General features: G+C 71.3%; 22 protein-coding genes and 1 other RNA gene. 17 read left to right on the top strand and 6 right to left on the bottom strand.

The window, feature by feature from the left end; all coding sequences use genetic code 11:
- Positions 1-82 precede the first annotated feature (82 nt).
- The gene (locus ABZT47_RS32865) at positions 83-943 is read left to right on the top strand and encodes a hypothetical protein (protein ID WP_354850942.1); all 861 of its coding nucleotides are present in this window, start codon (positions 83-85) and stop codon (positions 941-943) included.
- A 34-nt stretch (positions 944-977) separates the two neighbouring features.
- Here the strand turns inward: ABZT47_RS32865 and ABZT47_RS32860 are convergent, their stop codons facing one another.
- Positions 978-2,393 carry an alpha/beta fold hydrolase gene (locus tag ABZT47_RS32860; RefSeq protein WP_354850940.1) on the bottom strand — a complete coding sequence of 472 codons (1,416 nt, stop codon included), beginning with the start codon at positions 2,391-2,393 and terminating at the stop codon, positions 978-980.
- Between the two features lie 281 nt (positions 2,394-2,674).
- Here ABZT47_RS32860 and ABZT47_RS32855 point away from each other — a divergent pair, with 281 nt between their 5' ends.
- The 14 genes from ABZT47_RS32855 (at position 2,675) to ABZT47_RS32790 (ending at position 16,891) form a co-directional block, all read left to right on the top strand.
- Entirely contained in the window at positions 2,675-3,706 is a 1,032-nt protein-coding gene (locus ABZT47_RS32855; RefSeq protein WP_354850937.1) for a PaaX family transcriptional regulator C-terminal domain-containing protein, read from the top strand.
- A gap of 155 nt (positions 3,707-3,861) precedes the next feature.
- Positions 3,862-4,785, top strand: a complete 924-nt coding sequence (locus tag ABZT47_RS32850) for a PaaX family transcriptional regulator C-terminal domain-containing protein (protein WP_354850935.1) — start codon at positions 3,862-3,864, stop codon at positions 4,783-4,785.
- 155 nt (positions 4,786-4,940) lie between these two features.
- The gene (locus ABZT47_RS32845) at positions 4,941-5,834 is read left to right on the top strand and encodes a transporter substrate-binding domain-containing protein (RefSeq protein ID WP_354850932.1); all 894 of its coding nucleotides are present in this window, start codon (positions 4,941-4,943) and stop codon (positions 5,832-5,834) included.
- 2 nt (positions 5,835-5,836) lie between these two features.
- The gene (locus tag ABZT47_RS32840; RefSeq protein ID WP_354850930.1) at positions 5,837-6,679 is read left to right on the top strand and encodes an amino acid ABC transporter permease; all 843 of its coding nucleotides are present in this window, start codon (positions 5,837-5,839) and stop codon (positions 6,677-6,679) included.
- A 2-nt stretch (positions 6,680-6,681) separates the two neighbouring features.
- Positions 6,682-7,503 (top strand): amino acid ABC transporter ATP-binding protein, encoded by an 822-nt coding sequence (locus ABZT47_RS32835; protein ID WP_354850927.1) that lies wholly within the window; start codon positions 6,682-6,684, stop codon positions 7,501-7,503.
- Positions 7,500-8,621, top strand: coding sequence for a CapA family protein (locus ABZT47_RS32830; RefSeq protein WP_354850924.1), 1,122 nt, complete (start codon positions 7,500-7,502; stop codon positions 8,619-8,621). The genes ABZT47_RS32835 and ABZT47_RS32830 overlap by 4 nt, the downstream gene beginning before the upstream one ends.
- On the top strand, positions 8,614-9,852 hold the full coding sequence (locus ABZT47_RS32825; protein WP_354850921.1) for a CoA transferase: 1,239 nt from the start codon (positions 8,614-8,616) through the stop codon (positions 9,850-9,852). Before ABZT47_RS32830 ends, ABZT47_RS32825 begins: the two co-directional genes overlap by 8 nt.
- A 1-nt stretch (position 9,853) precedes the next feature.
- Complete coding sequence (locus ABZT47_RS32820) at positions 9,854-10,942, top strand: 2-hydroxyacyl-CoA dehydratase family protein (RefSeq protein WP_354850918.1); 1,089 nt, start codon at positions 9,854-9,856, stop codon at positions 10,940-10,942.
- A complete protein-coding gene (locus ABZT47_RS32815) occupies positions 10,930-12,177 on the top strand; it encodes a 2-hydroxyacyl-CoA dehydratase family protein (protein ID WP_354850915.1) in 1,248 nt (415 codons plus the stop codon). The genes ABZT47_RS32820 and ABZT47_RS32815 overlap by 13 nt, the downstream gene beginning before the upstream one ends.
- A 186-nt stretch (positions 12,178-12,363) precedes the next feature.
- A complete protein-coding gene (locus ABZT47_RS32810; RefSeq protein ID WP_354850912.1) occupies positions 12,364-13,290 on the top strand; it encodes an SDR family NAD(P)-dependent oxidoreductase in 927 nt (308 codons plus the stop codon).
- Positions 13,291-13,300: 10 nt separating this feature from the next.
- A complete protein-coding gene (locus ABZT47_RS32805) occupies positions 13,301-14,191 on the top strand; it encodes an amidohydrolase family protein (protein WP_354851077.1) in 891 nt (296 codons plus the stop codon).
- On the top strand, positions 14,188-14,646 hold the full coding sequence (locus ABZT47_RS32800; protein ID WP_354850909.1) for a MaoC family dehydratase: 459 nt from the start codon (positions 14,188-14,190) through the stop codon (positions 14,644-14,646). Before ABZT47_RS32805 ends, ABZT47_RS32800 begins: the two co-directional genes overlap by 4 nt.
- A 36-nt stretch (positions 14,647-14,682) precedes the next feature.
- Positions 14,683-16,239, top strand: a complete 1,557-nt coding sequence (locus ABZT47_RS32795; protein ID WP_354850906.1) for a long-chain fatty acid--CoA ligase — start codon at positions 14,683-14,685, stop codon at positions 16,237-16,239.
- Between the two features lie 217 nt (positions 16,240-16,456).
- Complete coding sequence (locus ABZT47_RS32790; RefSeq protein WP_354850903.1) at positions 16,457-16,891, top strand: hypothetical protein; 435 nt, start codon at positions 16,457-16,459, stop codon at positions 16,889-16,891.
- Positions 16,892-17,006: 115 nt separating this feature from the next.
- On the opposite strand, the gene ABZT47_RS32785 is transcribed toward ABZT47_RS32790, so the two are convergent.
- Entirely contained in the window at positions 17,007-17,837 is an 831-nt protein-coding gene (locus ABZT47_RS32785) for a helix-turn-helix transcriptional regulator (RefSeq protein ID WP_354850901.1), read from the bottom strand.
- A 256-nt stretch (positions 17,838-18,093) separates the two neighbouring features.
- Here ABZT47_RS32785 and ABZT47_RS32780 point away from each other — a divergent pair, with 256 nt between their 5' ends.
- Complete coding sequence (locus tag ABZT47_RS32780; protein ID WP_354850898.1) at positions 18,094-18,489, top strand: hypothetical protein; 396 nt, start codon at positions 18,094-18,096, stop codon at positions 18,487-18,489.
- Between the two features lie 223 nt (positions 18,490-18,712).
- On the top strand, positions 18,713-19,285 hold the full coding sequence (locus ABZT47_RS32775) for a hypothetical protein (protein ID WP_354850896.1): 573 nt from the start codon (positions 18,713-18,715) through the stop codon (positions 19,283-19,285).
- A gap of 162 nt (positions 19,286-19,447) precedes the next feature.
- Here ABZT47_RS32775 and rnpB read toward each other — a convergent pair.
- From rnpB to ABZT47_RS32755, 4 genes are all read right to left on the bottom strand, one after another.
- Positions 19,448-19,838, bottom strand: an RNA gene (gene rnpB / locus ABZT47_RS32770) — RNase P RNA component class A.
- Between the two features lie 164 nt (positions 19,839-20,002).
- The gene (locus ABZT47_RS32765) at positions 20,003-21,307 is read right to left on the bottom strand and encodes a bifunctional RNase H/acid phosphatase (protein ID WP_354850893.1); all 1,305 of its coding nucleotides are present in this window, start codon (positions 21,305-21,307) and stop codon (positions 20,003-20,005) included.
- Complete coding sequence (locus ABZT47_RS32760; protein WP_354850890.1) at positions 21,304-22,044, bottom strand: C4-type zinc ribbon domain-containing protein; 741 nt, start codon at positions 22,042-22,044, stop codon at positions 21,304-21,306. The genes ABZT47_RS32765 and ABZT47_RS32760 overlap by 4 nt, the downstream gene beginning before the upstream one ends.
- Entirely contained in the window at positions 22,045-22,890 is an 846-nt protein-coding gene (locus ABZT47_RS32755) for a Nif3-like dinuclear metal center hexameric protein (RefSeq protein WP_354850887.1), read from the bottom strand.
- Between the last annotated feature and the right edge of the window lie 51 nt (positions 22,891-22,941).

Genomic DNA, 22,941 nt, shown 5'->3' with positions numbered 1-22,941 from the left:
GGCGTTCCCGCCGCCCGCGACGGCGGCTGATCGCCATCCCCCCACGTCCTCCGCGGACAACGCCGTCCGGCGACAATGAGCCATGCCCACCGACACGGAACGACCAGACGGCCCGGCCACTCCCGACCAGGCGGAGGGGACGGCCGCCGGGAACCGGACCGGCCAGGCGCCCGGCGCGACCGGCTCCCGCCCGGCCGTCGACGTCTCCGGCTCCCGGCGGCCGCTCGACTACTACCTGGTCGTCCCCGGCCACCGCGCCCCCGCGGCGCTCGTGACCCCCGTGTCCGCCGCGGCGACGGTGGACGGCATCGTCGTCGAGGAGTTCGTCTTCGACGACGACCACACCACGGTCGGCCTGGACACCGCCTGCTGGTCGGCGTCCGACGGCGCCTGGCGCAGTTCGGCGGCCCTCAGCCGCGACCTGCGCGGCGACCCGGCCCTGCGCCTGCGTGTCGTGCCGGTCCCCCGGCGTGACGCCGAGGACGCCTACCGGCTGGCCCACGGCCGCGAACTGCCCGGCGAGCCGGCTCTGCGCACGCTCTTCACCGACCGCCTGCCCGTCCCCGGCTCGGCTCCCCTGCGGCTGGAAGACGCGCAGGTTCCCGAGGGCTTCCACGACAAGCGCCTGCATCGCGTGCTGTTCGCCGGCGACCTCACTCCCGGCCGCCTCCCCGCTCTCCAGGCGGCCTGGGGGATGACCCTCACCGGCGACGCCGCCGACCCCCGCACCCGGGTCCTCGGCACGGCCCGCGTTCATGTCGCCGGCGACGTCTTCACCTGGGAACTGCGCCGCGTCGGCCCCGGCGGCGCCTGCGCCCTCGACCTGACCGCCTGCCTCGCGACCTCCTCGGACGCGGCCATCGGCCCCCTGCTGCGACGGCTCACCACGACCCTGAGCCACACAGGCGGACTGATCCCCGTGATGGTCGAACGCTTCTCCTAGCCCGCCACCACCGCCCCGTCACGGCTCCCGCGGGTCAGCCGGGGTAGGGGCGGTTGAACCGGGGCGGGGTGAACGGGACATACCGCGGGGCGGGGTCGGCCGCCAGTGCCGCCGCGCGGGCGTTCATCGCCGGGGCGGACGTCGCCGGCCAGTGACCGCTCCGCAGCCGGTCGAACATCGTCACCAGCGCCGCTTCCTGCTCCGCCGGCGAGAAGTCGCAGTGGCCGACGGTGCGGGTGTACGTCTGGCGCAGCAGCGAGCCGGCTCCCGCACGGCGCACCTTCTCCTCGTACGACTGCTGCTGGGCGACGGTGGAGATCTGGTCGCCGGTGGCGGACACGGTCAGCACGGGGATCCGCAGGTGGCCGTCCAGGACGAGGCCGTCGGCGAACCGCCTGACGGCCTCGGGGTCCGCCGCGACGCGGGGCGCGGCGGCCAGGTTCCGCAGGTCGGCCCCGAGCTCCAAACCCGCCGCCTTGTACAGTTCGCGGACGGCGCGCCGGAGGGCGGGCTCGGCCAGGCGCAGTTGCCCGGCGTAGTCCACGCCGGTGTTCCAGGACGGGTTTCCGCCGACCACCGCCATGAGCTGGCGCCGGCTGCCCATGGCCTGCCCGATGTAGGGCAGAGGCCCGCCGGCGAGCGCGAGGTAGGCGCCCTGCTCCAGACCACCGGCGTCCCTGCCGTCCGGAGGCGGTGTCGCCGATCCGTCGGGGTTGCGGCCCCAGGCCGGAAGCTGGCCGATCGCGGCGGCCAGCGCGATGCGGGCCCGCCCCTCAGGGGTCCGCTGCGCCGCGGCCAGGGCGTCGATCCATGCCTTCCGGGCCGACTCGACGTCCTGGGGGATGTCGATGACCGGCAGCCCCGGGGCGACCAGGCGCTCGAGCACGAAGACCGTGTCGAGCTTCTGGTTCCACTGGCCGACGGACCCGCCGAGGCCGCCGCACATCGGGACGGCGGCGTCGAAGGCGTCCGGGTGGATCTGGGCGACGCCGGCCGCGATGAACCCGCCCATCGAGGTCCCGGCGGCGATCGCCCTGCGGGCCGGGCCGTAGGCGGCCTCGAAGCGGGTCAGCGCCTCGGCCTGGTTGTCGATGGCGGACCGGAGGTTCCAGCCGGTGATGGCCCGGCTCGTCCCGCCGCGGGCCACGCCGTCGGCCAGCAGCCGCGCGGTCAGGGGCTCGTCCCGGCCCGCGCCGGCGAAGTCCAGGGCGACCACCACGGTGCCGTTCCAGGCGGCCGGCACGACGAACTCGTAGGGAGTGCCGTCATCGAGGGCGCCGCTGATGCAGGTGGGATGGGCAGGGGACTCGGCCAGGCACGGTGTGCCGCCGGGGGGCCGGGCGGAGGCGGCGGCGGTTCCGCTCCCGGCGGCGGTCGCCAGCGCGACGGCCAGGCACACGGCCGCTCCACGGCGTATCGCGGCGGCGGCCCCCTTCGACTCGGTTCCCATGGTGTGTTTCCTCCACAGTCGATGGACGGGCGGGAGTGCGGCCCGAGGCCCGGCCGGGTCCGCGAACGGCCGGCGGCCCGCCTGGCGGCCGTCGCGGGACGAATGCCACCGCTAGTGGAGACGATCGTTCAGTCTTATGTCACCGATGTCAATCCCCCGATCACCGGGAACAGCCCGGACGCGGAGCCGGTGACGTAGGATTCACGCAGGTCGAACCCGGTAAGCCCGTTCGCCCCCGCACGTCGTCGAACGGGCGCCCGCACCGGCCGAGGAGTCTGACGATGGAAGGACGCCTGGTGACCGCGTCGCCGGAACCCGGCTCGCTGCCCAGAGCCCGGCAAGGGGCCGAACCTCAGCGCCTGCTGACCACGCTGCTGGGCGACTACTGGTTCTGGCGGCAGGAGCACCTCCCGTCGGCGGCGCTGGTCGCTCTGCTGGAGGAGTTCGGCATCACCGCCACCAGCGCCCGCGCCGCCCTGCGGCGGGTCGCCGCACGTGGGCTGCTGGAGAGCTCGCGCACCGGGCGCACCACGGCCTACGGACTGCCGCCCCGGGCGTCCGACGTGATCGTGGCGCACGCGCGCCGCCTGCTGACGTTCGGCGCCACCACCCCGCGCTGGGATGGGCGGTGGACGGTCGTCACGTTCTCGGTGCCCGAGGACCAGCGCGACACCCGCCGAGCGCTGCGCGACGGGCTGCGCCTGCTGCACTTCGGCATGGTCTTCGACGCGGTGTGGGTGTCGCCGCACGACAGGACCGACGACGTGGTCGAACTCGTGCGCAGGCTCGGCGTGCGGGGGACGGTGGTGTTCCGGGCCCGCACGGTCGCCGACGACGACCTGGACCCGGTGCCGCATCGCGCCTTCGACATCGCCGGGCTGCGCGAGCGCTACCTGCGCTTCATCGACGCCCACCGGCCGGTCGCCGAGCGGCTGGCGGCCGGCGGCCCCTCCCCCGCCGAGGCGCTGCTGCTGCGGACCGCGATCATGACCGACTGGCGGGTGTTCCCCACGCTCGATCCCGACCTTCCCGCCGAGCTGCTCCCCGCGGGCTGGCCGCGCGACGAGGCCAGGCGGCTGTGCGTGCGCATCTACGACTCGCTCGGGGAGTCAGCGGAGCGACGGTTCCGCGAGATCCTCGCGGAGTTCGACCCCGGGCTGGCCGAGCTGGCCGCGCATCACACCTTCGCGCAGGTGTCGGCCCTGAAGTCGCCGGCGGTTCGCCGTCACACGAGTTTCGACGAGACGACCGACCGTGATCGGCTGGACCTCCTCGCCGGCGGCCGCGGCGACGGCCGGCGCGACCAGCGGTGATCGCGGCGGGCCGCACGGCCGCCGGCGCCGATGGCTCCAAGGCGGGCCTGTGGCGGCAGGACGTTGGAGCTTCGTACCTGTGCGGCGCGAGACCATCAGAAGCATGACAATCGAGTAACGTACGCGTCTGCAAGCGTCGTCAATATACTCGTGTTGTGAATCATCGCGAGAGGTCCGAGGCAGAGGACGTCGATTTCCCGCGCTCCCAGGTGGGCACGCCCCCGCAGCACTTGATCACGACGCTTCTCGGGGACTACTGGATCAGCCGGGCCGAGCAACTGCCGTCCGCCGCCCTGGTGCGGCTGGCCGAGGAGTTCGGCGTCTCCGCCGTGGCGGCCAGGGCCGCGCTGAGCCGCCTCACCAAGAGGGACCTGCTGGAGTCGTCCAAGGTGGGGCGGCGCACCTACTACCGCCTGACGGACCGGGCCGCCGCGGTGATGGTGGAGGGCCGGCAGCGGATCATGTCCTTCGGCCTGGAGCAGGGCGCGTGGGACCGACGATGGGTGATGGCGGCCTTCTCCATCTCCGAGGAACAGCGGGACCTGCGCCACGCACTGCGCGCGAGGCTGCGCTGGCTCGGCTTCGCCCCGCTCTACGACGGGCTGTGGGTCTCGCCGGCGGCGAACGCCGACAGCGCGGCGGCGGTGCTCACCGAGCTGGAGATCCCCATGGCGACGGTCTTCCGCGCCGAGGCCCTGAGCACCGCGGGCATGCGCGCCCCGCAGGAGGCATGGGACTTCGACGAGCTCCGGCGCGGCTACGAGGAGTTCGTGGCGCGGTACTCGCCGCTTCTGGAACGCGTCCGCAGGGGCGTGGTCGGCGCCTCGGAGGCGCTGGTGGCGCGCACGGGGATCATGGACACCTGGCGGCGGTTCCCCAACCACGACCCCGACCTGCCGGCGGAGCTGCTGCCCGCCGACTGGCCGCGCGCCGCGGCCAGAGATTTGTTCGTGGAGGTCTACGACACCCTCGGGCCGCTCGCCGAGTTCCGCGTCAGGCAGATCGTCGCGGAGTTCGAGCCGGCCCTGGCCGAGCTGGTGGCCCACCACCGGACCGGCTCCATTCTCGCGCTCACCTGATCCCACCCGCAGACGTGGAGCCGGCGGCTCCGCCCGCCGCGCTCGTCTCCGCCTCGCACAACCGCCCCTTGACAGTCGTGCATCCCTAGGTGTGACATTTGTCCCCACGACCGCAAGATTAACTGCCGCATTATCCGGTCGCGGGAAGGACCACCATGAGATTGCCCAGGACCATCCTCGCGGGTGTGGCGGCTTCGGCCCTCGCCGGCGCCGCGGCGTGCGGTGGAGGCGGCGGTGAGACACCGCGCCCGGCCGGCGGGACGGCGCTCTACGACGCCCTGCCGGATGACATCAAGGAAGCGGGCGTCATCCGATTCGCCGGGGATTCCCACCCGCCCTACCGGATCGTCGCCAACGACGGCAAGACCGTCACGGGCATCGACAAGGAGGTACAGGACGCCCTCGGCAAGGTCCTGGGCGTCCGCACCGAGATCTCGATCGTCAGCGGCCTGCCCGCGGCGCTGTCCGGCATGCTCGCCTCCAGGTACGACGCCTTCAACGGCCCCGTCAAGGACACCCCCGAACGCGAGAAGCAGTTCGACGCGCTCGTGTGGATGGTCACCCGGACCTCCTACCTGATCCCCAAGGCCGGGTCCTCGTCCATCAAGAGCGCGGGCGACCTGTGCGGCAAGCGCGTCGCCGGCACCGCGGGCAGCATCACGGAGGACCAGGCCGAGCGCCTGACCGAATGGTGCGCCAAGCAGGGGAAGCCGGCGCTGGAGTTCATCGGCTTCGCCGACACCAACGGCACCATCCTCGCCGCCAAGTCCGGTCGCGCCGACGCGGCCGGCATGACCGAGAGCGCGGCCCTGGACGTGATCGGCAAGGAGAAGGACGCCTTCACGTACGTGACCCAGACCGACGAGCAGGGCGCCGGCGTCGACCAGCTGGCGATGCTCGTGCCCAAGTCCAGCGGTCTCGGCCCGGTCATGCTCGACGCGTTCAAGGAGATCTTCAAGAACGGCGAGTACAAGAAGATCATGGACAAGTACGGGCTGCAGAAGGTGGCGGTGGAGGAGCCCAAGCTGAACGCAGCGGCGACCCAATGACCATGACCCGGCAGGTCGGCGACGTCGTGGACGTCGCCACCGCCCGGCCTCGCCCCCGCCCCCTGCGCTGGGTGGCCGCAGTGGTGCTGCTCGTCCTGGTCGCGCAGTTCGCCTGGTTCCTCGTCACCAACCCGCGGTTCGAATGGCCGGTGGCCAGGCAGTACCTGTTCGACCCGAACATTCTGCGCGGCCTCGGCATGTCGCTGTTGCTCACCGTCATCGGGATGGTGCTGGGCAGCGCGCTCGGGGTGCTCCTCGCGGCGGGCAGGCTGAGCGGCTTCACGCCGGTGGCCTGGGCCTGCGCCGTCTACGTCGCGGTCTTCCGCGGCATACCGCCGCTGGTCCAGCTGATCTTCTGGTTCAACCTCGGCTACCTGCTGCCGCGGATCTCCCTGGGCGTGCCCTTCGGCCCGACCTTCGTCTCCTGGCCGACCAACTCGGTGATCAGCTCGCTGACCGCGGCCATCATCGGGCTCACCCTGCACGAGGCCGCGTACATGGCCGAGATCGTCAGGGCGGGCATCATCGCCGTGGACGACGGCCAGCGCGACGCCGCGCGCGCGATGGGGTTCACGACCGCGCAGAGCTTCGCCAAGGTCGTGCTCCCCCAAGCGATGCGGGTGATCGTCCCGCCCACCGGCAGCCAGTTCATCAGCCTGCTCAAGGGCACCTCCCTGGTCAGCGTGATCGCGATGGCCGACCTGCTGTACTCGGTGCAGGTGATCTACAACAGGACCTACGAGATCGTGCCGCTGCTCATCGTCGCCTGCGCGTGGTACCTGGCGGTGGTCACCGTTCTGTCGCTCGGCCAGCGGCGCCTGGAGCGTCACTTCGGGAAGGGGTAGCGGTGAGCGACACACCGGTCCTGCGCGTCTGCGACGTGCGCAAGCGGTTCGGCGCCCAGGTCGTGCTCGACGGGGTGAGCCTGGAGGTTCGGGAGGGCGAGGTCGTCGCGGTGATCGGCCCGTCCGGGTCGGGGAAGTCCACCCTGCTCCGCTGCGTCCACCAACTGGAGGGCATCGACGGCGGGGCCATGTACCTCGACGGAGAGCTGCTCGGCCACGAGATCCACCGGGGCCACCTGCGTCCCCTGCCGGAGCGCCGGGTGGCCGCCCAGCGCGGCCGCATGGGCATGGTCTTCCAGCAGTTCAACCTGTTCGCGCACTGGAACGTGCTGCGCAACGTCACCGAGGCGCAGGTGTCGGTCCACCGCCGCAGCACCGGGGAGGCGCGCGAGGAGGCGTTGAGGTTGCTCGCGCGGGTGGGGCTCGCCGGCAAGGCGGACGCCCATCCCCGGATGCTGTCCGGGGGCCAGCAGCAGCGTGTCGCCATCGCCAGGGCCCTGGTCACCAACCCCCGGATCATGCTGTTCGACGAGCCCACCAGCGCCCTGGATCCCGAGTTGGTGCAGGAGGTGCTGAGCGTCATGCTCGACCTGGCCCGCGGCGGCATGACCATGATCATCGTGACCCACGAGATGAGCTTCGCCCGCGAGGTGGCCGACCGGTGCGTCTTCATGGAACAGGGCCGGGTGGTCGAGGACGGCACTCCCGAGGAGATCTTCGACAACCCCGCCTCGCCCCGCCTGCGGGCCTTTCTGTCGCGCTTCTCCGGGCGCGCGGCACGCGACTCCGACGAACACCTGCTGGAGGAGGAGACCACCACGTGAGCTTCACGGTAATGGCCGTCGGCGACCTCATCGTCGACGAGCCCGACCCCGCGTCCTTCTTCGCCCCGGCCCGGGCGACGCTCGGCCGGGGCGATGTGGTGATCGGCCACATCGAGGTGCCCCACAGCACGTCCACCGCCCAGGTGAGCACCGACGTCCCCGCTCCGCCCGCCGACCCCGCCGCGCTGGCCGCGGTCGCCGGCGCGGGCTTCCACGTGGTGACGCTCGCGGGCAACCACGTCTACGACGCCGGTGACCAGGGGGTGGCCGACACGATCACGCACGCGACCGGGGCCGGGCTGACCACCGCGGGCGCCGGCATGACCCTCGACCAGGCCCGTCGTCCCGCCGTCGTGGAGCGCGACGGGCTGCGCGTCGGCGTGCTGAGCTACAACTGCGTCGGCCCGCGCGAGTCCTGGGCGACCAGCCGCAAGCCCGGCTGTGCCTACATCAAGGTGCTGACGCACTACGAACTCGACCACGCCAGCCCCGGCGGGCCGCCCGCCGTCTACACCTTCGCCGACCCCGCCGGCCTGGAGCGGGTGGCCGGGGAGGTGGCGGCCCTGGCCGCCGAGGTCGATGTCGTCCTGGTGTCACTGCACAAGGGCGTCGGGCACACCCCCGCCGTCCTGGCGATGTACGAGCGGCCCGTCGCCCATGCCGTCATCGACGCCGGCGCGCACGCCGTGTTCGCCCACCACGCCCACATCATGCGCGGCGTCGAGATGTACCGGGACAGGCCGATCTACCACGGGCTGGGCAACTTCGTGACCGTCACCCGCGCGTTGACGCCCGCGACGGGCGACGAGGGCGAACGGGCCGCGTGGGCGCGCCGCAGAGTCGAGCTGTACGGCTTCGCCCCCGACCCGGACATGCCGTACTACCCCTTCCATCCCGAGAGCCGGAACACCGCGATCGCGGTCTGCCGGTTCGACCGCGACGGCCTGGTCTCGGCCGGCGTCATCCCCTGCCGGATCGACGGCGCGGGCCGGCCGGTGCCGCTCGGCGACGACGAGGAAGGGCGGCGGGTCGTGTCCTACATCGAGCACATCACGCGGCGGGCGGGCCTTGCGACGCAGTTCCGCTGGGAGGGCGAGGAGGTGGTGCTGCGTGGCTGACCGTCCGCTCGCCGGCCGCACGGTGATCGATCTGACCACCGCGCTGTCCGGGCCGTACGCGACCCTGCTGATGGCCGGCCTCGGCGCCCGCGTGATCAAGGTGGAGAACCCGCTGACCGGCGGCGACACCTCCCGCAACAACGCCCCCTACCTCGGCGCAGAGGGGCTGGCGCTCGCCCGGCACGGGGAGGACGACATGTCGGTGTCGATGCTCCTGCGCGGCCGCAACAAGCAGAGCGTCACCCTCAACCTCAAGCATCCCGACGCCCGCGAGATCCTGGCCGGTCTGGTACGGACGGCCGACGTCATGATCGACAACTACAGCGCCGGGGTCATGGCGCGGCTCGGCATCGGCCACGACTGGGCGAGCGCGATCAACCCGCGCATCGTGTGCACGTCGATCAGCGGTTTCGGCGCCCAGGGCGGTCCGGGTTCGGGAAAGGCGATGGACACCATCGTCCAGGCGCTCAGCGGCGTGATGATGACCGCGGGCGCGCCCGGAGAGCCGCCCGTCCGCTTCGGGCTGCCGGTGGGCGACCTGGTCGCGCCGCTGTACGCGGTGATCGGCACGCTGGCCGCGGTCCTGCGGGCCGACGCGACCGGCCAGGGCCAGCACGTGGACGTGTCCATGCTGGGGGCGCTCACCTCGATGGTCGCGTGCGAGCCGTTCGACGCCTACGAGAAGCTCGGCCTGCCCATGCGCACGGGAATGACCGTGCCCAGGCTGGCGCCGTTCGGCACCTTCGCGGCCGCGGACGGCTGGTTCGCGCTGTGCGGCCCCACCGACGCGTTCGCCCGCGGCCTGTTCGCGGCGATGGAGCGCGACGATCTGGCCGCGGATCCGCGGTTCGCCTCCCGGGACGCGCGCGTGGCCAACGCCGGCGAGCTGCACGAGCTGGTGGGCTCGTGGGCCGCGGACCGCCCGCTCGCCGTGGTCCTCGACCTGCTCGCCCGGCACGGCGTCCCCGCCGCCGAGGTCCGTGAGCCCGGCGCCGCCGTGCGCGACCCGCTCGTCCTCGAGCGCGAGGAGGTCGTGCCACTGGAGCATCCGCGCCACGGCCGCCCCGCGGACCTGTACGGGACCGGCGTGCCGATCCGCTTCTCCGCCTGCGAGGCGGCGCTCGACCGGCCGGCGCCCGCCCTCGGCGAGAACAACGCCGAGATCTACGGCGGCCTGCTCGGCTACTCCGAGGACGAACTCACGACGCTGGCCGAGAAGGGGGTGATCTGACGTGCTCGCAGCGCTCGCCGCGCTGGAGGAGGCGTACGCCCGGCGCGGCGCCCCCTTCGAGGGCCGCACCGGCGCGGGGGCGCCGGTCGTCGGCTACGTCGGAGCGGACATGCCGGTCGAACTGCTGACCGCCGCCGGCGCCCGCGCGTTCCGCCTCACCGGCGACCCGGAGTCCGATTCCGCGCTCGGAGACCGGTACCTGGGCCGCGGGGTCGACCCGGTCGCCCGCTCGGTGCTCGCCCGGCTGCTCGCCGGGGCCTTCGGCGACCTCGATCGCGTGGTGGTCTCCCGCGACTGCGAGGCGTCCCTGCGGCTGTTCTACGCGCTGCGCGAGCTGTCCCGCGTGGAGCCGGGCAGAAGGCTGCCCGAGGTGTACCTGGTGGACATCCTGCACCTGCCGCACCGCACGACCGCCCTTTACAACCGCCGCCGGATCGGCGAGTTCGCCGCCAGGCTCGAAGCCTGGACCGGCCGCCCCCTCGACCTGGCCGGGGCGGTGGCGGCGCACAACGAGCGGCGCCGTCTGCTGGCCGCCGCCGCCGAGCTGCGCAGGGCGGTGCCCGCCCGGCTGACGGGGCGGCAGTTCCTCGCGGTCGCCGGCGCGGCCCTGCCCGTGGAGGAGCACATCGCGCTGCTGGAACGGCTGCTGGCCGAGGCCGGACGGCTCGCGGAGCACGCCGGGCGGCGGGTCTTCCTGAGCGGCAGCGACCACGACACCCCGCACGTCTACGAGGCCATCGAGTCCGAGGGCCATGTGATCGTCGGTGAGGACCACTCCTTCGGCGAGCCGCTCCGCGCCGAGCCGGTCGGCGGTGGCGGCCTCGACGCCCTGGCCGAGCACTACCACCACAGCGGTCCGACCGCCCACAGGGCGACGGCGGCCGAGCGCGCCGCGCACGTGGCGACGGCCGTACGCCGCTGCCGGGCCGAGCTGCTCCTCGCCTATTCCAGGGCCGGCGACGAGGCTCCGGCGTGGGACTTCCCCGCGCAGCGCGCGGCGGCCGGCATCCCCGCGGTCTCGCTGGAGCGCCAGGAGTACGGGCGTTCCGACCTGACGGCCCTGCGGAAGGACGATCCATGCGCAGTGTGAAATCCCTCGCGACGGCGGCCGAGGCGGGCAGGCACCAGCGCGAATGGTTCGCCGACCTGCGCAGGCGGGTCGCCGCCGGCGAGCCGTTCGCCCTGCTGAACGCGGACGTCCCCCACGAGATCTTCCGCACGATGGACATCCCGTACGCGGTCGGCCAATGGTGGGCGTCCCTGGCGGCCGCCAAACAGCGCTCGGGGCACTACCTGGAGCTGGTGCGGCAGCGCGGCTATCCCGACTACTCCGAGCAGTACAACTCGGTCACCCTGGGCTCGGCCTTCGATCCGGAACCGGACTCCGGCCCGTGGGGCGGCCTGCCGAGGCCGGACATCATCGTCGGCGACGCCTCCGGCGACCTCACCCGCAAGATCTTCGACATCTGGGGTCAGGAGCCCGGGGTCACCTTCTACCCGCTGGAAAGCGCCGCCGAGAACGAGGTCCCCGCCAACTGGTGGGAGCTCATGCCGCACCGGTGGGAGCAGGCCGTCGGCCCGGCGAGGCTGGACCTGCTCACCGCGGAACTGGAGAACCTCGTGAGGTTCCTGGAGACCACCACCGGCAGGCGATTCCGCCAGTCCCGTTTCCGTGAGGTGATGGCGCTGGTCAACGAGCAGGAAGAGTGGAACCGCAAGACGCGCGACCTCATCGCCCGCGCCCGGCCCGCCCCGCTCGGCGTCGTCGACAGCATCCCCAGCGTCATGCTCCCCCAGTGGCACCGCGGCACCGAGTGGGCCCGGGACATCGCCAGGCGCTTCTACGAGGAGGTGCGCGACCGGGTCGAGGCCGGTCATGCCGTGTGCCCGGGCGAGCGGGCCCGGCTGATGTGGATCGGCCGCGGCCTCTGGTACGACATGGGCTTCTACCAGCGCTTCGAGGAGGAGTACGGCGCGGTGTTCGTCTGGTCGATGTACCTGGCCATCGCCGCCGACGGGTACATCCGCCATGGCGAGGATCCCATGAGGGCGCTGGCGGCGCGCTTCGCCGCCTTCACCGACCAGCTCTACACCCCGCCGTGGTCCAGCGAGTGGTATGTGAAGGAGGCACGCCTGCACGGCATCGACGGCGTGGTGCACCTGGTGTCCGACGACCCTCGGGGCAGCTACTTCACCGCCCGCGCACTGGAGGCGGCCGGGTTCCCGGTGATCGAGATCCACGCCGACAACGTCGACACGCGCACCTTCGACGGCGAGGTGACCGAGCGCGTCGGCCGGTGGCTGGAGCAGGTCGTCCTGGCCTGACCCGCGTCTTCTCGATGCGCTGAAAGCGCAGGCCGTGCCGGTTCTCTGCTCCGCCATGAGGTCCGGCATGGACCCGGCGCGTGCACGGGCACATCCACACGACAGAACGCTGAACACATTTTTGACGATCGTCATTCAAGTGACTTATATTCGCACCATTCGCCGTCCCAACTCAGGGGGAGTCCCATGGATCTATCCGGCAAGGTCGCCGTCGTCACCGGTGCGGGCCGCGGCCTCGGCCGCGCGTACGCCGAGGCGCTGGCCGCGGCCGGGGCGGCCGTGGTCGTCAACGACGTGGACGGCGAAGCGGCCGCACAGGTCGTCGACGCCATCACCGCCGACGGCGGCAGGGCACGGAGCGTCGTCGCCCCCGTCGGATCCGCCGAGGTGGCCGACCGGCTGGTCGCCACCGCCGCCGAGGAGTTCGGCCGGCTGGACGTGATGGTCACCAACGCGGGCATCCTGCGCGACCGGGTCCTGTGGAAGATGTCGGACGACGACTTCGACGCGGTGGTCGAGGTGCACCTGCGCGGCACGTTCACCTGCGCGCGGGCCGCGGCGGTGCGGATGCGCGAACAGGGGACCGGCGGCCGGCTGGTCCTGATCTCCTCGCCGGCGGGGCAGCGCGGGAACTTCGGCCAGACCAACTACGCGGCGGCCAAGGCCGGCATCGTGGCGATGGCCAGGACGTGGGCGATGGAACTGGCCCGGGCGCACATCACGGTGAACGCGGTCGTCCCGGTGGCGGCCACCGAGATGACCAAGAGCATTCCCGTGTTCGCGCCGATCATCGAGGAGGCGGAGCGCACCGGCGGGCCACTGCCCGAGTGGCTGCGCAAGGACGAAGGCCTGGGCACGGTCGAGGACGTGGCGGGCCTGGTGGTGTTCCTCGCCTCGGACGCCTCCGCCGGCGTGACCGGCCAGGCGATCGGCATCGGCGGCGACCGCCTCGCGCTGTGGTCGCACCCGGCGGAGAAGGCCGTCGCGTTCGCCGACGGAGGATGGACCGCCGAGGCCATCGCGGCCTCCTGGCGGTCGGGCGTCGGCGCCGAGCCGGAGACCTACGGAATCCCCGCGCCCGCGGTCCCGGCCGCGGAGGCTCAGGGAGCCTGACATGACGGTCATGAACCTCGCCGAACTGGTCGCGATCGACGTGCACACCCACGCGGAGGTCTCCAAGGACGGGCACGGCTCGCTGAGCCCGGAGCTGTTCGGGGCCTCGGCGGACTACTTCAAGGCCCACGGGCACCGGCAGCCCACCATCGCGGAGATGGCCGCGTACTACCGGGAGCGGAAGATGGCCGCGGTGGTGTTCACCGTGGACGCCGAGCACGCCACCGGGCACCCGCGCATCGCGAACGAAGAGGTCGCGGAGAGCTGCGCCGAGCACGCCGACGTGCTGATCCCCTTCGCCAGCGTCGACCCCTGGAAGGGCAGGGCGGGCGTGCGCGAGGCGCGGCGGCTGGTCGCGGAGCACGGCGTGCGCGGGTTCAAGTTCCACCCGAGCATCCAGGGCATCGCCCCCAACGACCCCGTGGCCTACCCGCTGTACGAGGCGATCGAGGAGCTCGGCGTCCCGGCGCTGTTCCACACCGGGCAGACCGGCATCGGAGCCGGCGTCCCGGGCGGGGGCGGCATCCGGCTCAAGTACGGCAACCCGATGCTGGTGGACGACGTGGCCGTCGACTTCCCCGAGCTGCGGATCATCCTGGCCCACCCGTCGTTCCCCTGGCAGGACGAGGCGCTGGCCGTCGCCACCCACAAGCCGTACGTCTACATCGACCTGTCGGGGTGGTCGCCGAAGTACTTCCCCCCGCAGCTCGTGCGGTACGCCAACACGCTGCTGAAGGACAAGGTGCTCTTCGGCTCCGACTACCCCGTGATCACCCCCGACCGCTGGCTGGCCGACTTCGCCAAGCTGGAGATCAAGCCCGAGGTCCGCCCGAGGATTCTGAAGGACAACGCCGTACGCCTGCTCGGGCTCGGCTCCCAGGAGAGGACGACAGACAGATGACCACCACGGCGAACGGGCTGGACGAGATCAAGGCGCTGGCGGGCAGGGATCTCGGCCACAGCGGCTGGCTGGAGATCACCCAGGACCGCGTGAACACCTTCGCCGACGCCACCGACGACCACCAGTGGATCCACGTCGACCCCGACAGGGCCAAGGGCGGGCCGTTCGGCGGCCCCATCGCCCACGGGTACCTGACCCTGTCCCTGGTCATCCCGCTGTTCAACGAGCTGCTCGACATCCAGGGCGTGAAGATGAGCGTCAACTACGGCCTGGACAAGGTCCGCTTCCCCAGCCCGGTCAAGGTGGGCGCCAAGATCCGCCTGGGCGCCACCGTCGCCTCGGTCGAGGACGTCCCCGGCGACGGCGTGCAGATGGGGCTCGACTGCACCGTCGAGATCGAAGGCGCGGACAAGCCCGCCTGCGTCGCCCGCGCCATCTACCGGCACTACGCCTGACCCACGCTCCCCCGGCCCACAGGAGGTCCAGCACCGATGCGCAACGCCGGACTGGGAGGGTGGCCCGCCCGCCGGGCCCTGATGACCCCGGACCGGACCGCGTTCGTCTTCGCGGACCGGCCCGTCACCTACGCCGAGGTCCATGAGCGGACGACGCGGCTGGCGTCACGGCTCCGCGCCGCGGGGGTGCGGGCCGGTGATCGGGTCGCCTACCTCGGCCGCAACCACCTCGCCCTCGTCGAGACGATGTTCGCCTCGCACCTGCTCGGGGCGATCTTCGTGCCGCTGAACTTCCGTCTGGCCGCCCCCGAGATCGCTTACATGCTGGACCACTCGGGCGCCGGGGTCCTGGTCTACGCGCCCGAGTGCACCGAGATCGTCCGGGCCCTTCCCGGCACCACGGCTCCCTTCCGGCTGATCGTGGCCCTCGGTGCCCCCGGGCCGGGGGAACGGCATTACGAGACCTGGCTCCAGGAGGGGGAGCCCACTCCGATCGACACGCCTGTGCGGCTGGAGGACACGGCGCTCATCCTCTACACCTCGGGCACGACCGGGCGTCCCAAAGGGGCGATGCTCACCCACGGCAACCTCGTGTGGAACTGTTTCAACCTCCTGTCCGGCGTCGACGTCACGAGCGAGGAGGTGACGCTGATCAGCGCGCCGCTCTTCCACGTCGCCGCCCTGGACCAGACCCTGCTGCCGACCTTCCTCAAGGGCGGCCGCTCGGTCATCACGCCGTCGTGGGACGTGGAGGAGTGTTACGACCTCATGGAGAAGCACGGTGTCACCTGGATGTTCGGGGTCACCACGATGTTCGCCGCGTTCGCCCGCTCGCCCCGGTGGACCGGCGCGGACCTGTCGTCGCTGCGCCACCTCATGGCCGGGGGCGCGGCGGTCCCCGCCGCGCTGATCCGCACCTACCAGGAACGGGGGCTGGTGTTCTGCCAGGGATACGGGCTCACCGAGACCGCTCCCGGCGCCACCTTCCTCGAGGCCGACCAGAGCGTGCGCAAAGTCGGCTCGGCGGGGGTGCCGGTGTTCTTCGCCAACGTGCGGGTCGTCCGGCCCGACGGTACGGACGCGTCGGCGGGACAGCCGGGCGAGGTGCTCATCCAGGGACCGAACGTGACGCCCGGCTACTGGCGCGACCCGGAGGCGACCACGGCGGCGTTCGCCGACGGCGACTGGTTCCGCTCCGGCGACGTCGCCGTGCTCGACGAGGACGGCCACCTGTACGTCATGGACCGGCTCAAGGACATGTACATCTCAGGCGGGGAGAACGTCTACCCGGCCGAGGTCGAGGCGGCGCTCTTCGAGCATCCCGCCATCGCCGAGACCGCCGTACTCGGCGTACCCGACGCCGAATGGGGCGAGGTCGGCCGCGCGTTCGTGGTCCTGCGCCCCGGCGCGAGCGTCACCCCCGACGAACTGCGCGCCTTCCTCCGCCCCCGCCTGGCCAAGTACAAGATCCCCCGCTATTTCGACCTCACCGACGACCTCCCGAAGACCGCCTCAGGAAAGATCCAGAAACCCCGCCTGCGCGACCTCCCACCCCCGGACACCGGCCCCTCGACCTCGCCGGCCCCTCTCTGAGAGGCGGAGACGCCCCCGCACCCGACCGCGAAGAACCTGGTCAGAGAAATCTCTGATCCGGTGTCGGCTGTTCCAGGGGTCTACGGGGACCCCGCTGCCCGCCTGACTCGAAAATGCACAATCTCTGCCCCCACTTGTCCAGATACGGCAACCGGGGCCAGAATCAGTTCAGCCTTCAACTATCTGGTCGAGGGTCACTGCACGGATGAGGAGAGGCATGAAGCGCACCATCTCTGTTCTCGCCGTCACCACCGGCGTCCTCGGCGCCATGCTCGCCGGCGTCAGCCCCGCGTCCGCGGCCGCCCCCGCGGTCGACTGCTCCACGGGCGGCTACACCCGGGTCCTGAACACCTACATCCCCACCAACATCCAACGGGGAGCCGTGGACGGCCGTATCTACAACATCACCGGTCCGACGGCCTACACCTACGAGATCTGCCTCGACATCCCGGACACCTCGACCTTCACGATCGAGGCGCACATCCGGGCCGCCGACGGGTCCACCAGCGTGTTCCTGGACGACCGGCCCGGAGACAAAATCCTCCACTTCTCTCCCGGCGCCAACACCTTCTGGCAGATCTACGGCACGATGACCGGGCCCGGCAGCACCTACATCTACTACACCTGGAACGAGAAGCAGATCCCCGCCTGACCCGAACCGGGCCGGCCGCCCGCCCAACGAGCCGGCCGGCCCCCTCCCCTGCCCCGTCCCAGACTCTGAGCGAAGCACACGACAGCGAACGAGCCGGCCTGTAGGCCGGGTTCTTTCATGAGTCCCGATAGGCGCGCCGGCCGGCGGACAACCTGGCCATGGCGTCGTCGGATGGGGTGCCGGGCTCGGCATGTGCGACAAAGAGTCGCTGGCCGGGGACACCGTCGATGGCGAACGTCGCATGCCAGAGAGTCAGATCGCCGACGCGACGATGGTGGTAGCGCCCTGTCTCGTGCGCTTTGACCTGTATGTCATGGCTTTCCCACATTCGGCGAAAATCCTCGCTTGCGAGCGACAGCTCCTCCACCAGGGCGAGAACCGATGGGTCGTCCAGGTCTGCACCGACTGCAGCGCGCATATGGGCGACCTTGAACCGTGCCTCCTGTTCCCAGTCGAGGAAGAATTCGCGTGACGCCGGGTTGAGGAAGGTCAGTCGAAGCAAGTTGTCACTATGGGACAAACCCTCAAGAAATGCTGCGGTCTCGGCGTTTTGGACGAGGATGTCCAACCGGCGGCTTACCACAAACGCCAGGGCATGCTCCCAGTTGTTCACGAGGCGGAGAACGGACGGGCAGGCATGGTCGGCCACATGCGTACGCCTGAAGCCTCCTCGCGCAGAACGGGCAAGCTCGTGCAGGTGTCCTGTGGCCTCGTAGTCAAGGCCGAAGACTCCGGCCAAGGCGTCTAGTACAGCGTCGGAGGGGCTGCGTTCCCTTCCCTGCTCAAGTCGCGTGTAGTAGTCGATGCTGACTCCTGCCAGCACTGCGACCTCGTCGCGGCGCAACCCTGGCGTGCGGCGGCTGCCCGCGCCTCGCAGTAGCCCCGCCCGTTCGACGGTTGTCGCCTGCCGTCGGGCACGCAGGAACTCGCCTAACAGGTTTTCCACGCTAGACACAGTAAGAAGTTCTATGGCAAGGCATGGCAAAGCGGTCATCTATGGTCAGCAACGTACGGGAGTGGTGCAACACTGCAGCATCGGTTGATGGTTGACATGATCAACCAGTAGGCGTGCCGGGTGTGCGACCCGCGGCATGGGCGGGTGTTCCCGTGTGAGGGAGTGCTGTGTTGCCGGTCGGCGGTTGCGACGTGTAGGACGACTCTTGTCGTCACGTCCGTACGCCTGAGGTGCCGGGAGCCGAATCATGGATGATCGTTTCAACGTGATCGTGAGTGCAGGATCGCTGAAGGTGACGGACGAGCACGCGGTGCATTTCCCTCATCGATGGACGCCCGAGGGCGTGAGCGTCAGGGCGGATTTCACCGGAGGACATCTCCTTCACCTCGCGGCGGCGGGATGCGTCCTCAACGACCTTTACCGGGAGGCCGCCGCACTGGGAATCGAACTCCTGGGAGTGCGCGTTTCCGCTGCCGGCGGCTTCGATATCGAGAGCTGGCGGTCAACCGGGATCACCTACACCGTCGACGTCAGCTCCACTGCTCCAGCCGGGAGCATCGCCCACCTGATCGACATCGTGGACTCCGTCGCCGAGATCCCCCGCGCCATCCGACGGGGTGCCACCGTGCAGAGGATCAGCTAACGACCATGCAGGAACACAGCCAACGAGGCTTGATCCGCGCCGACCTCACCGCTCATACCGCTCGCACTGGATGCCGCGGATGACGCCTGTCATGATGAGCCGATCCACCTGCGTCTGATCTCTCACGCCTAACCCTTCTCAGGTCAAGTCTCCACGGTAGGAGGGGCAAGCCCAGGGGGAAGCCGGCACCGTCTGATGATGCGGTGGGACAAGGAAGGCACCGATGACCGGTAGCGAGAGCGCGTTCGTCACGGACGACCTCTGGGAAGAGTTCTGGATCAATCTCTTTCCGGTGTGGCGGCGGGTGTTGTGCGGCTCCGACACCCTCACGCCCCCGCCCGCGGCTCCGATCCTGCGTCGACGCCGCCTCACCACCGACTTCTATTGGGTGGGGACGTTCGAGCCCGTCAGGTTTCTGTCGGCCGTGACGCAGGCGCTGCTGTGGGACGAGAATGGCATGGATCTGGGACCTTTGACGGGCCGGTCGTGGCAGCTGCTCCAGTTGGGCGGCCCCGCCAACGTGGATCTGAAGCAGTTGAGCGGAACCTCCGTTCGCCGACTCATCTTGTCGAATGTAGACGTAGAGGACTTGTCGGGCCTGCAGGACATCGTGGGCCTGAGATCTCTCGCTCTGGCGCATGGCGACTTCGGGTCGTTGCCACCCCTCGATCACCTCGCCGAGCTCGTTCTGTACGCGGAGGCCGACGTCGATATCGCCGCCGCGCGGACCCCCTACCTTCGGGTCATCCGCCTCAACGAGCCCTATTTCCCACCCTTCGGCCCTGACGACGTGTGAGTCGTCGAACCGGCCCGAGAGCCGCACGGCCTCATCCCCGCTCATCCACATAACGAACGAGAGGGCGTCCAAACAGACGACTCCCCCGCCAGCCGGGATGGCTCCCTGAGAATGCCCTGATCTTGCTGGAGTGTGGAAACATGCTGGCCAGGGGGGTGACAGCGGGCGAGTCGGCCTGTAGGCCGGGTTTTGTCCTTTGCTGGCGCAAAGGGGCGACCATCCATCTAGGGCCGCCGTTGCCGGTGGCCTCAAGCGGTCTACCCGCGCGACTCGGGCGGGTCACCCTCGAACGCCGCGCGCGGGGTCTCCGAGGAGACTCCTTCTTGACCTTGCTCCAGGTGGGGTTTACCTAGCCGCCCACGTCACCGTGGGCGCTGGTGGTCTCTTACACCACCGTTTCACCCTTACCTCCCGCGAAGGGGAGGCGGTCTGTTTTCTGTGGCACTGTCCCGCGGGTCACCCCGGGTCGGCGTTACCGACCACCTTGCCCTGTGGAGCCCGGACCTTCCTCGGCGGGGCTCGAGAGCCCCGACGCGGTCGCCCGGCCGACTCGTCCGCTGTCGTCCCACTCTATCGGATCACAAGTCGCCGCTAACCCGGTGACAAGCACGACCAGGCCATATGGGACGGGCGCCGCGGTGATCGTCCACTCCTCCGAGTCATCGCGGCATGCCGGGACGACGCCGTCAGGCGGCGAAGCGCGTCAGGAGTGCGGGGTCAGCGGAGGTGGGCGGTGTCGTTGAGGGACCTGACCAGCTCGGGGCCGTCGGGGAAGTAGTCGACGGTGGACAGGGACGCGACGTCGAGGTGCATGCGGTACAGCGCGGCGGAGGGCGCGAGCAGCGCGAAGCGCAGCAGCAGCTTGATGGGCGTCACGTGCGACACGACCAGGACCTTCTTGCCCTTGTGGTCGAGCAGCAGGCGTTCCTTGGCGGCCTGGACGCGTGCCGCCGCCTGGTCGAAGCTCTCGCCGCCGGGCGGTGCCACCGACGGGTCGGCGAGCCATGCCTCGAGCTCGGCGGGCCAGCGGCGCTGGATCTCGGTGAAGGTGTGCCCCTCCCAGGCGCCGAAGTCGACCTCGCGCAGCCCCTGGTCGACGGCGACCTTCAGGCCGGCGCGCGCGGCGACGATCTCGGCGGTGCCCTGGGCGCGCCGGAGCGGAGAGCTGACGATCACGTCGATCTCGTACGGCGGACGGGACAGCCGGGCGGCGGCGGCCTCGGCCTGGGCGACGCCCTTGGGGGTCAGCTCGGGGTCGCCGGTGCCGGAGAAGCGGCGTTCGACGGAGAACGGCGTCTCGCCGTGCCGCAGCAGCAGGAAGGTCGTGGCGGTGCGCGCCGGGCCCATCCATCCGCTGCCCGTGCCGTCCGAGGATGCCGTCGCCCGCACGCCGGACGACGCCGCGGGGTGCAGAGCGGCCTGGAGGTCGGTCTGGAGGTTCGACGGCACGGCGCCCGCGCCGGGCGATGTGGTGGTTCCGGGACTCGACGCGGCCGTGGGCTCGGGCGGGGCCGTGGCCGCGAGGTTCGGCGGTGCTGTGGGGCTCGAACCGGGCGGGGTCGCGGGCTGGGGGCTCGACGGGGGCGCCGTGCGGGAGCCGGGACGCCAGCGGTCGCCTTGGGCGGCGGCGTCCATGGCCTCGTTGGCCAGCCGGTCGGCGTCGCGGTTGCGCTCGCGGGGGATCCACTTCCAGCTGACCCGCAGGCGGCCGGCCAGCGCGGCGGCCTCGCGGGCGAGCGGCCGCAGGCCCTCGTGCTTGATCTTCCACCGGCCGGCCATCTGCTCGATGACCAGCTTGGAGTCCATGCGGACCTCGACCGCGGCGCCCTCGCCGCCGAGCGCGAGGGCCGACCGCAGGCCGGCGATCAGGCCCTGGTACTCGGCGACGTTGTTGGTGGCGACGCCGAGGGCGTCGGCGGCCTCGGCCAGCACCTGGCCGTCGGTGTCCTTGACGACCGCGCCGTACCCGGCGGGGCCGGGGTTGCCGCGGGAGCCGCCGTCGGCCTCGACGACGAGGTTCACAGGCCGGACTCGGGCGTGCGCACCAGGATCCTGCGGCACTCCTCGCAGCGGACGACCTCGTCGTGGGCGGCGGCCCTGATGCGGTTGAGGTCGGCGATCGAGAGCGACACCTTGCAGCCCTGGCAGCGCCCGCCGTGCAGCATGGCGGCGCCGACGCCGTACTGCCCGCGCAGCTTCTCGTACAGGGCGAGCAGGTCGGCGGGGATGTCGGCGGTGATGCCTCCGCGCCGTCCCTTGGCCTCCCCGCTCTCCTTGTCCAGCTCGGCGAGGGCGATGTCGCGCTTCTCCTCCAGCGTGGTCAGGCCCGCGCCGATCTCGGTGCGCTCGGCGGACAGGCGGGCGACGTCGGCCTCCGCGGCCTCCCGGCGCTCCATGATCTCAAGGACGACGTCCTCCAGGTCGCCCTGGCGGCGGTGCAGCGAGGCGATCTCGGACTGCAGGTTGGACAGGTCCTTGGGCGAGGAGACCTGCCCGGAGTCCAGGCGCTTCTGGTCGCGCTCGGAGCGCACCCGGACGGCGTCCACGTCGGACTCGGCCTTGGTCTGCTCGCGGGCGAGGTCACCCGCGCGGGTCTCGGCGCCGATCACCTCGGTGGCGAGCCGGGCGAGCTTGGCGGCGCGCTCGTCGATCTCGGCCAGCTCGGGAAGCGTGCGGCGGCGATGGGCCAGCCTGTCCAGGACGGCGTCGAGCTCGGCGAGCTCGAGCAGGCGCTTCTGTGCTTCAGGGGCAGCTTTCACTTAATCCTCGCACTGTGCTGTTGTCGTCCAGGCGTCCGTCACCGTCGCGGAAACGCGCGTCTCCACATTAATCCCCTTGGCGGCCAACCCGGACGTGAGAATGCCGGCCGCCTGCCCCAGCCAGGGCCATTCGGTCGCCCAGTGGGCCGCGTCGATCAGGGCCGGGCCGCCCGCGAACCCCCCGGACTCCATGAACTCGCCGGCCGGATGGTGCCGCAGATCGGCGGTGAGGAAGACGTCGACGCCCGCGGCGGCGGCCGTGCCGAGCAGGGAGTCGCCCGCGCCGCCGCTGACGGCGACCGTGCGCACCGGGCGGGACGGGTCGCCGGCGACGCGCAGGCCCCAGGCGGTGCGCGGCAGGCCCCGCGCGGCCCGGGCGGCGAAGTCGCCGAGGGTCGTGGGCGCCGCCAGGTGGCCGACGCGCCCGAGGCCGCGGGCCGGGTCGCCGGAGGAGGGCTGGAGCGGGCGCAGCGCCCCGGTGAGCCCGACGGCCCTGGCCAGGGCGTCGGAGACGCCGGGGTCGGCCACGTCGGCGTTGGTGTGGGCGGTGTGCAGGGCGATGTCGTTCTTTATCAGCCGATGGACCAGCGCGCCTTTGGCGGTGTCGGCGGCCACGGTCGTCGTGCCGCGCAGGAACAGCGGATGGTGGGTGACGACGAGGTCGGCGCCCCAGGACACCGCCTCGTCGGCGACGCTCGCCACCGGGTCCACGGCGAACATGATCTTCCGTACAGGTTGGGCGGGGTCTCCGCAAACCAGGCCCACAGCGTCCCAGGGCTCCGCCCAAGCGGGGTCATACGTCGATTCAAGTTCCGCGATGATCGCGGACAACGCTGTCGGGGACACGTGCGCAGACTACCGGCACGATCTACCGTAAGTACGTCCTGACACCCGGAG

Origin of the sequence: Sphaerisporangium sp. NPDC005289, assembly GCF_040607455.1 — a bacterium.
In the GTDB taxonomy this organism is placed as follows: Bacteria; Actinomycetota; Actinomycetes; order Streptosporangiales; family Streptosporangiaceae; genus Sphaerisporangium; species Sphaerisporangium rhizosphaerae.
The sequence above is the reverse complement of the archived record's forward strand: the minus strand, read 5'-3'. Positions and strand labels throughout refer to the sequence as shown.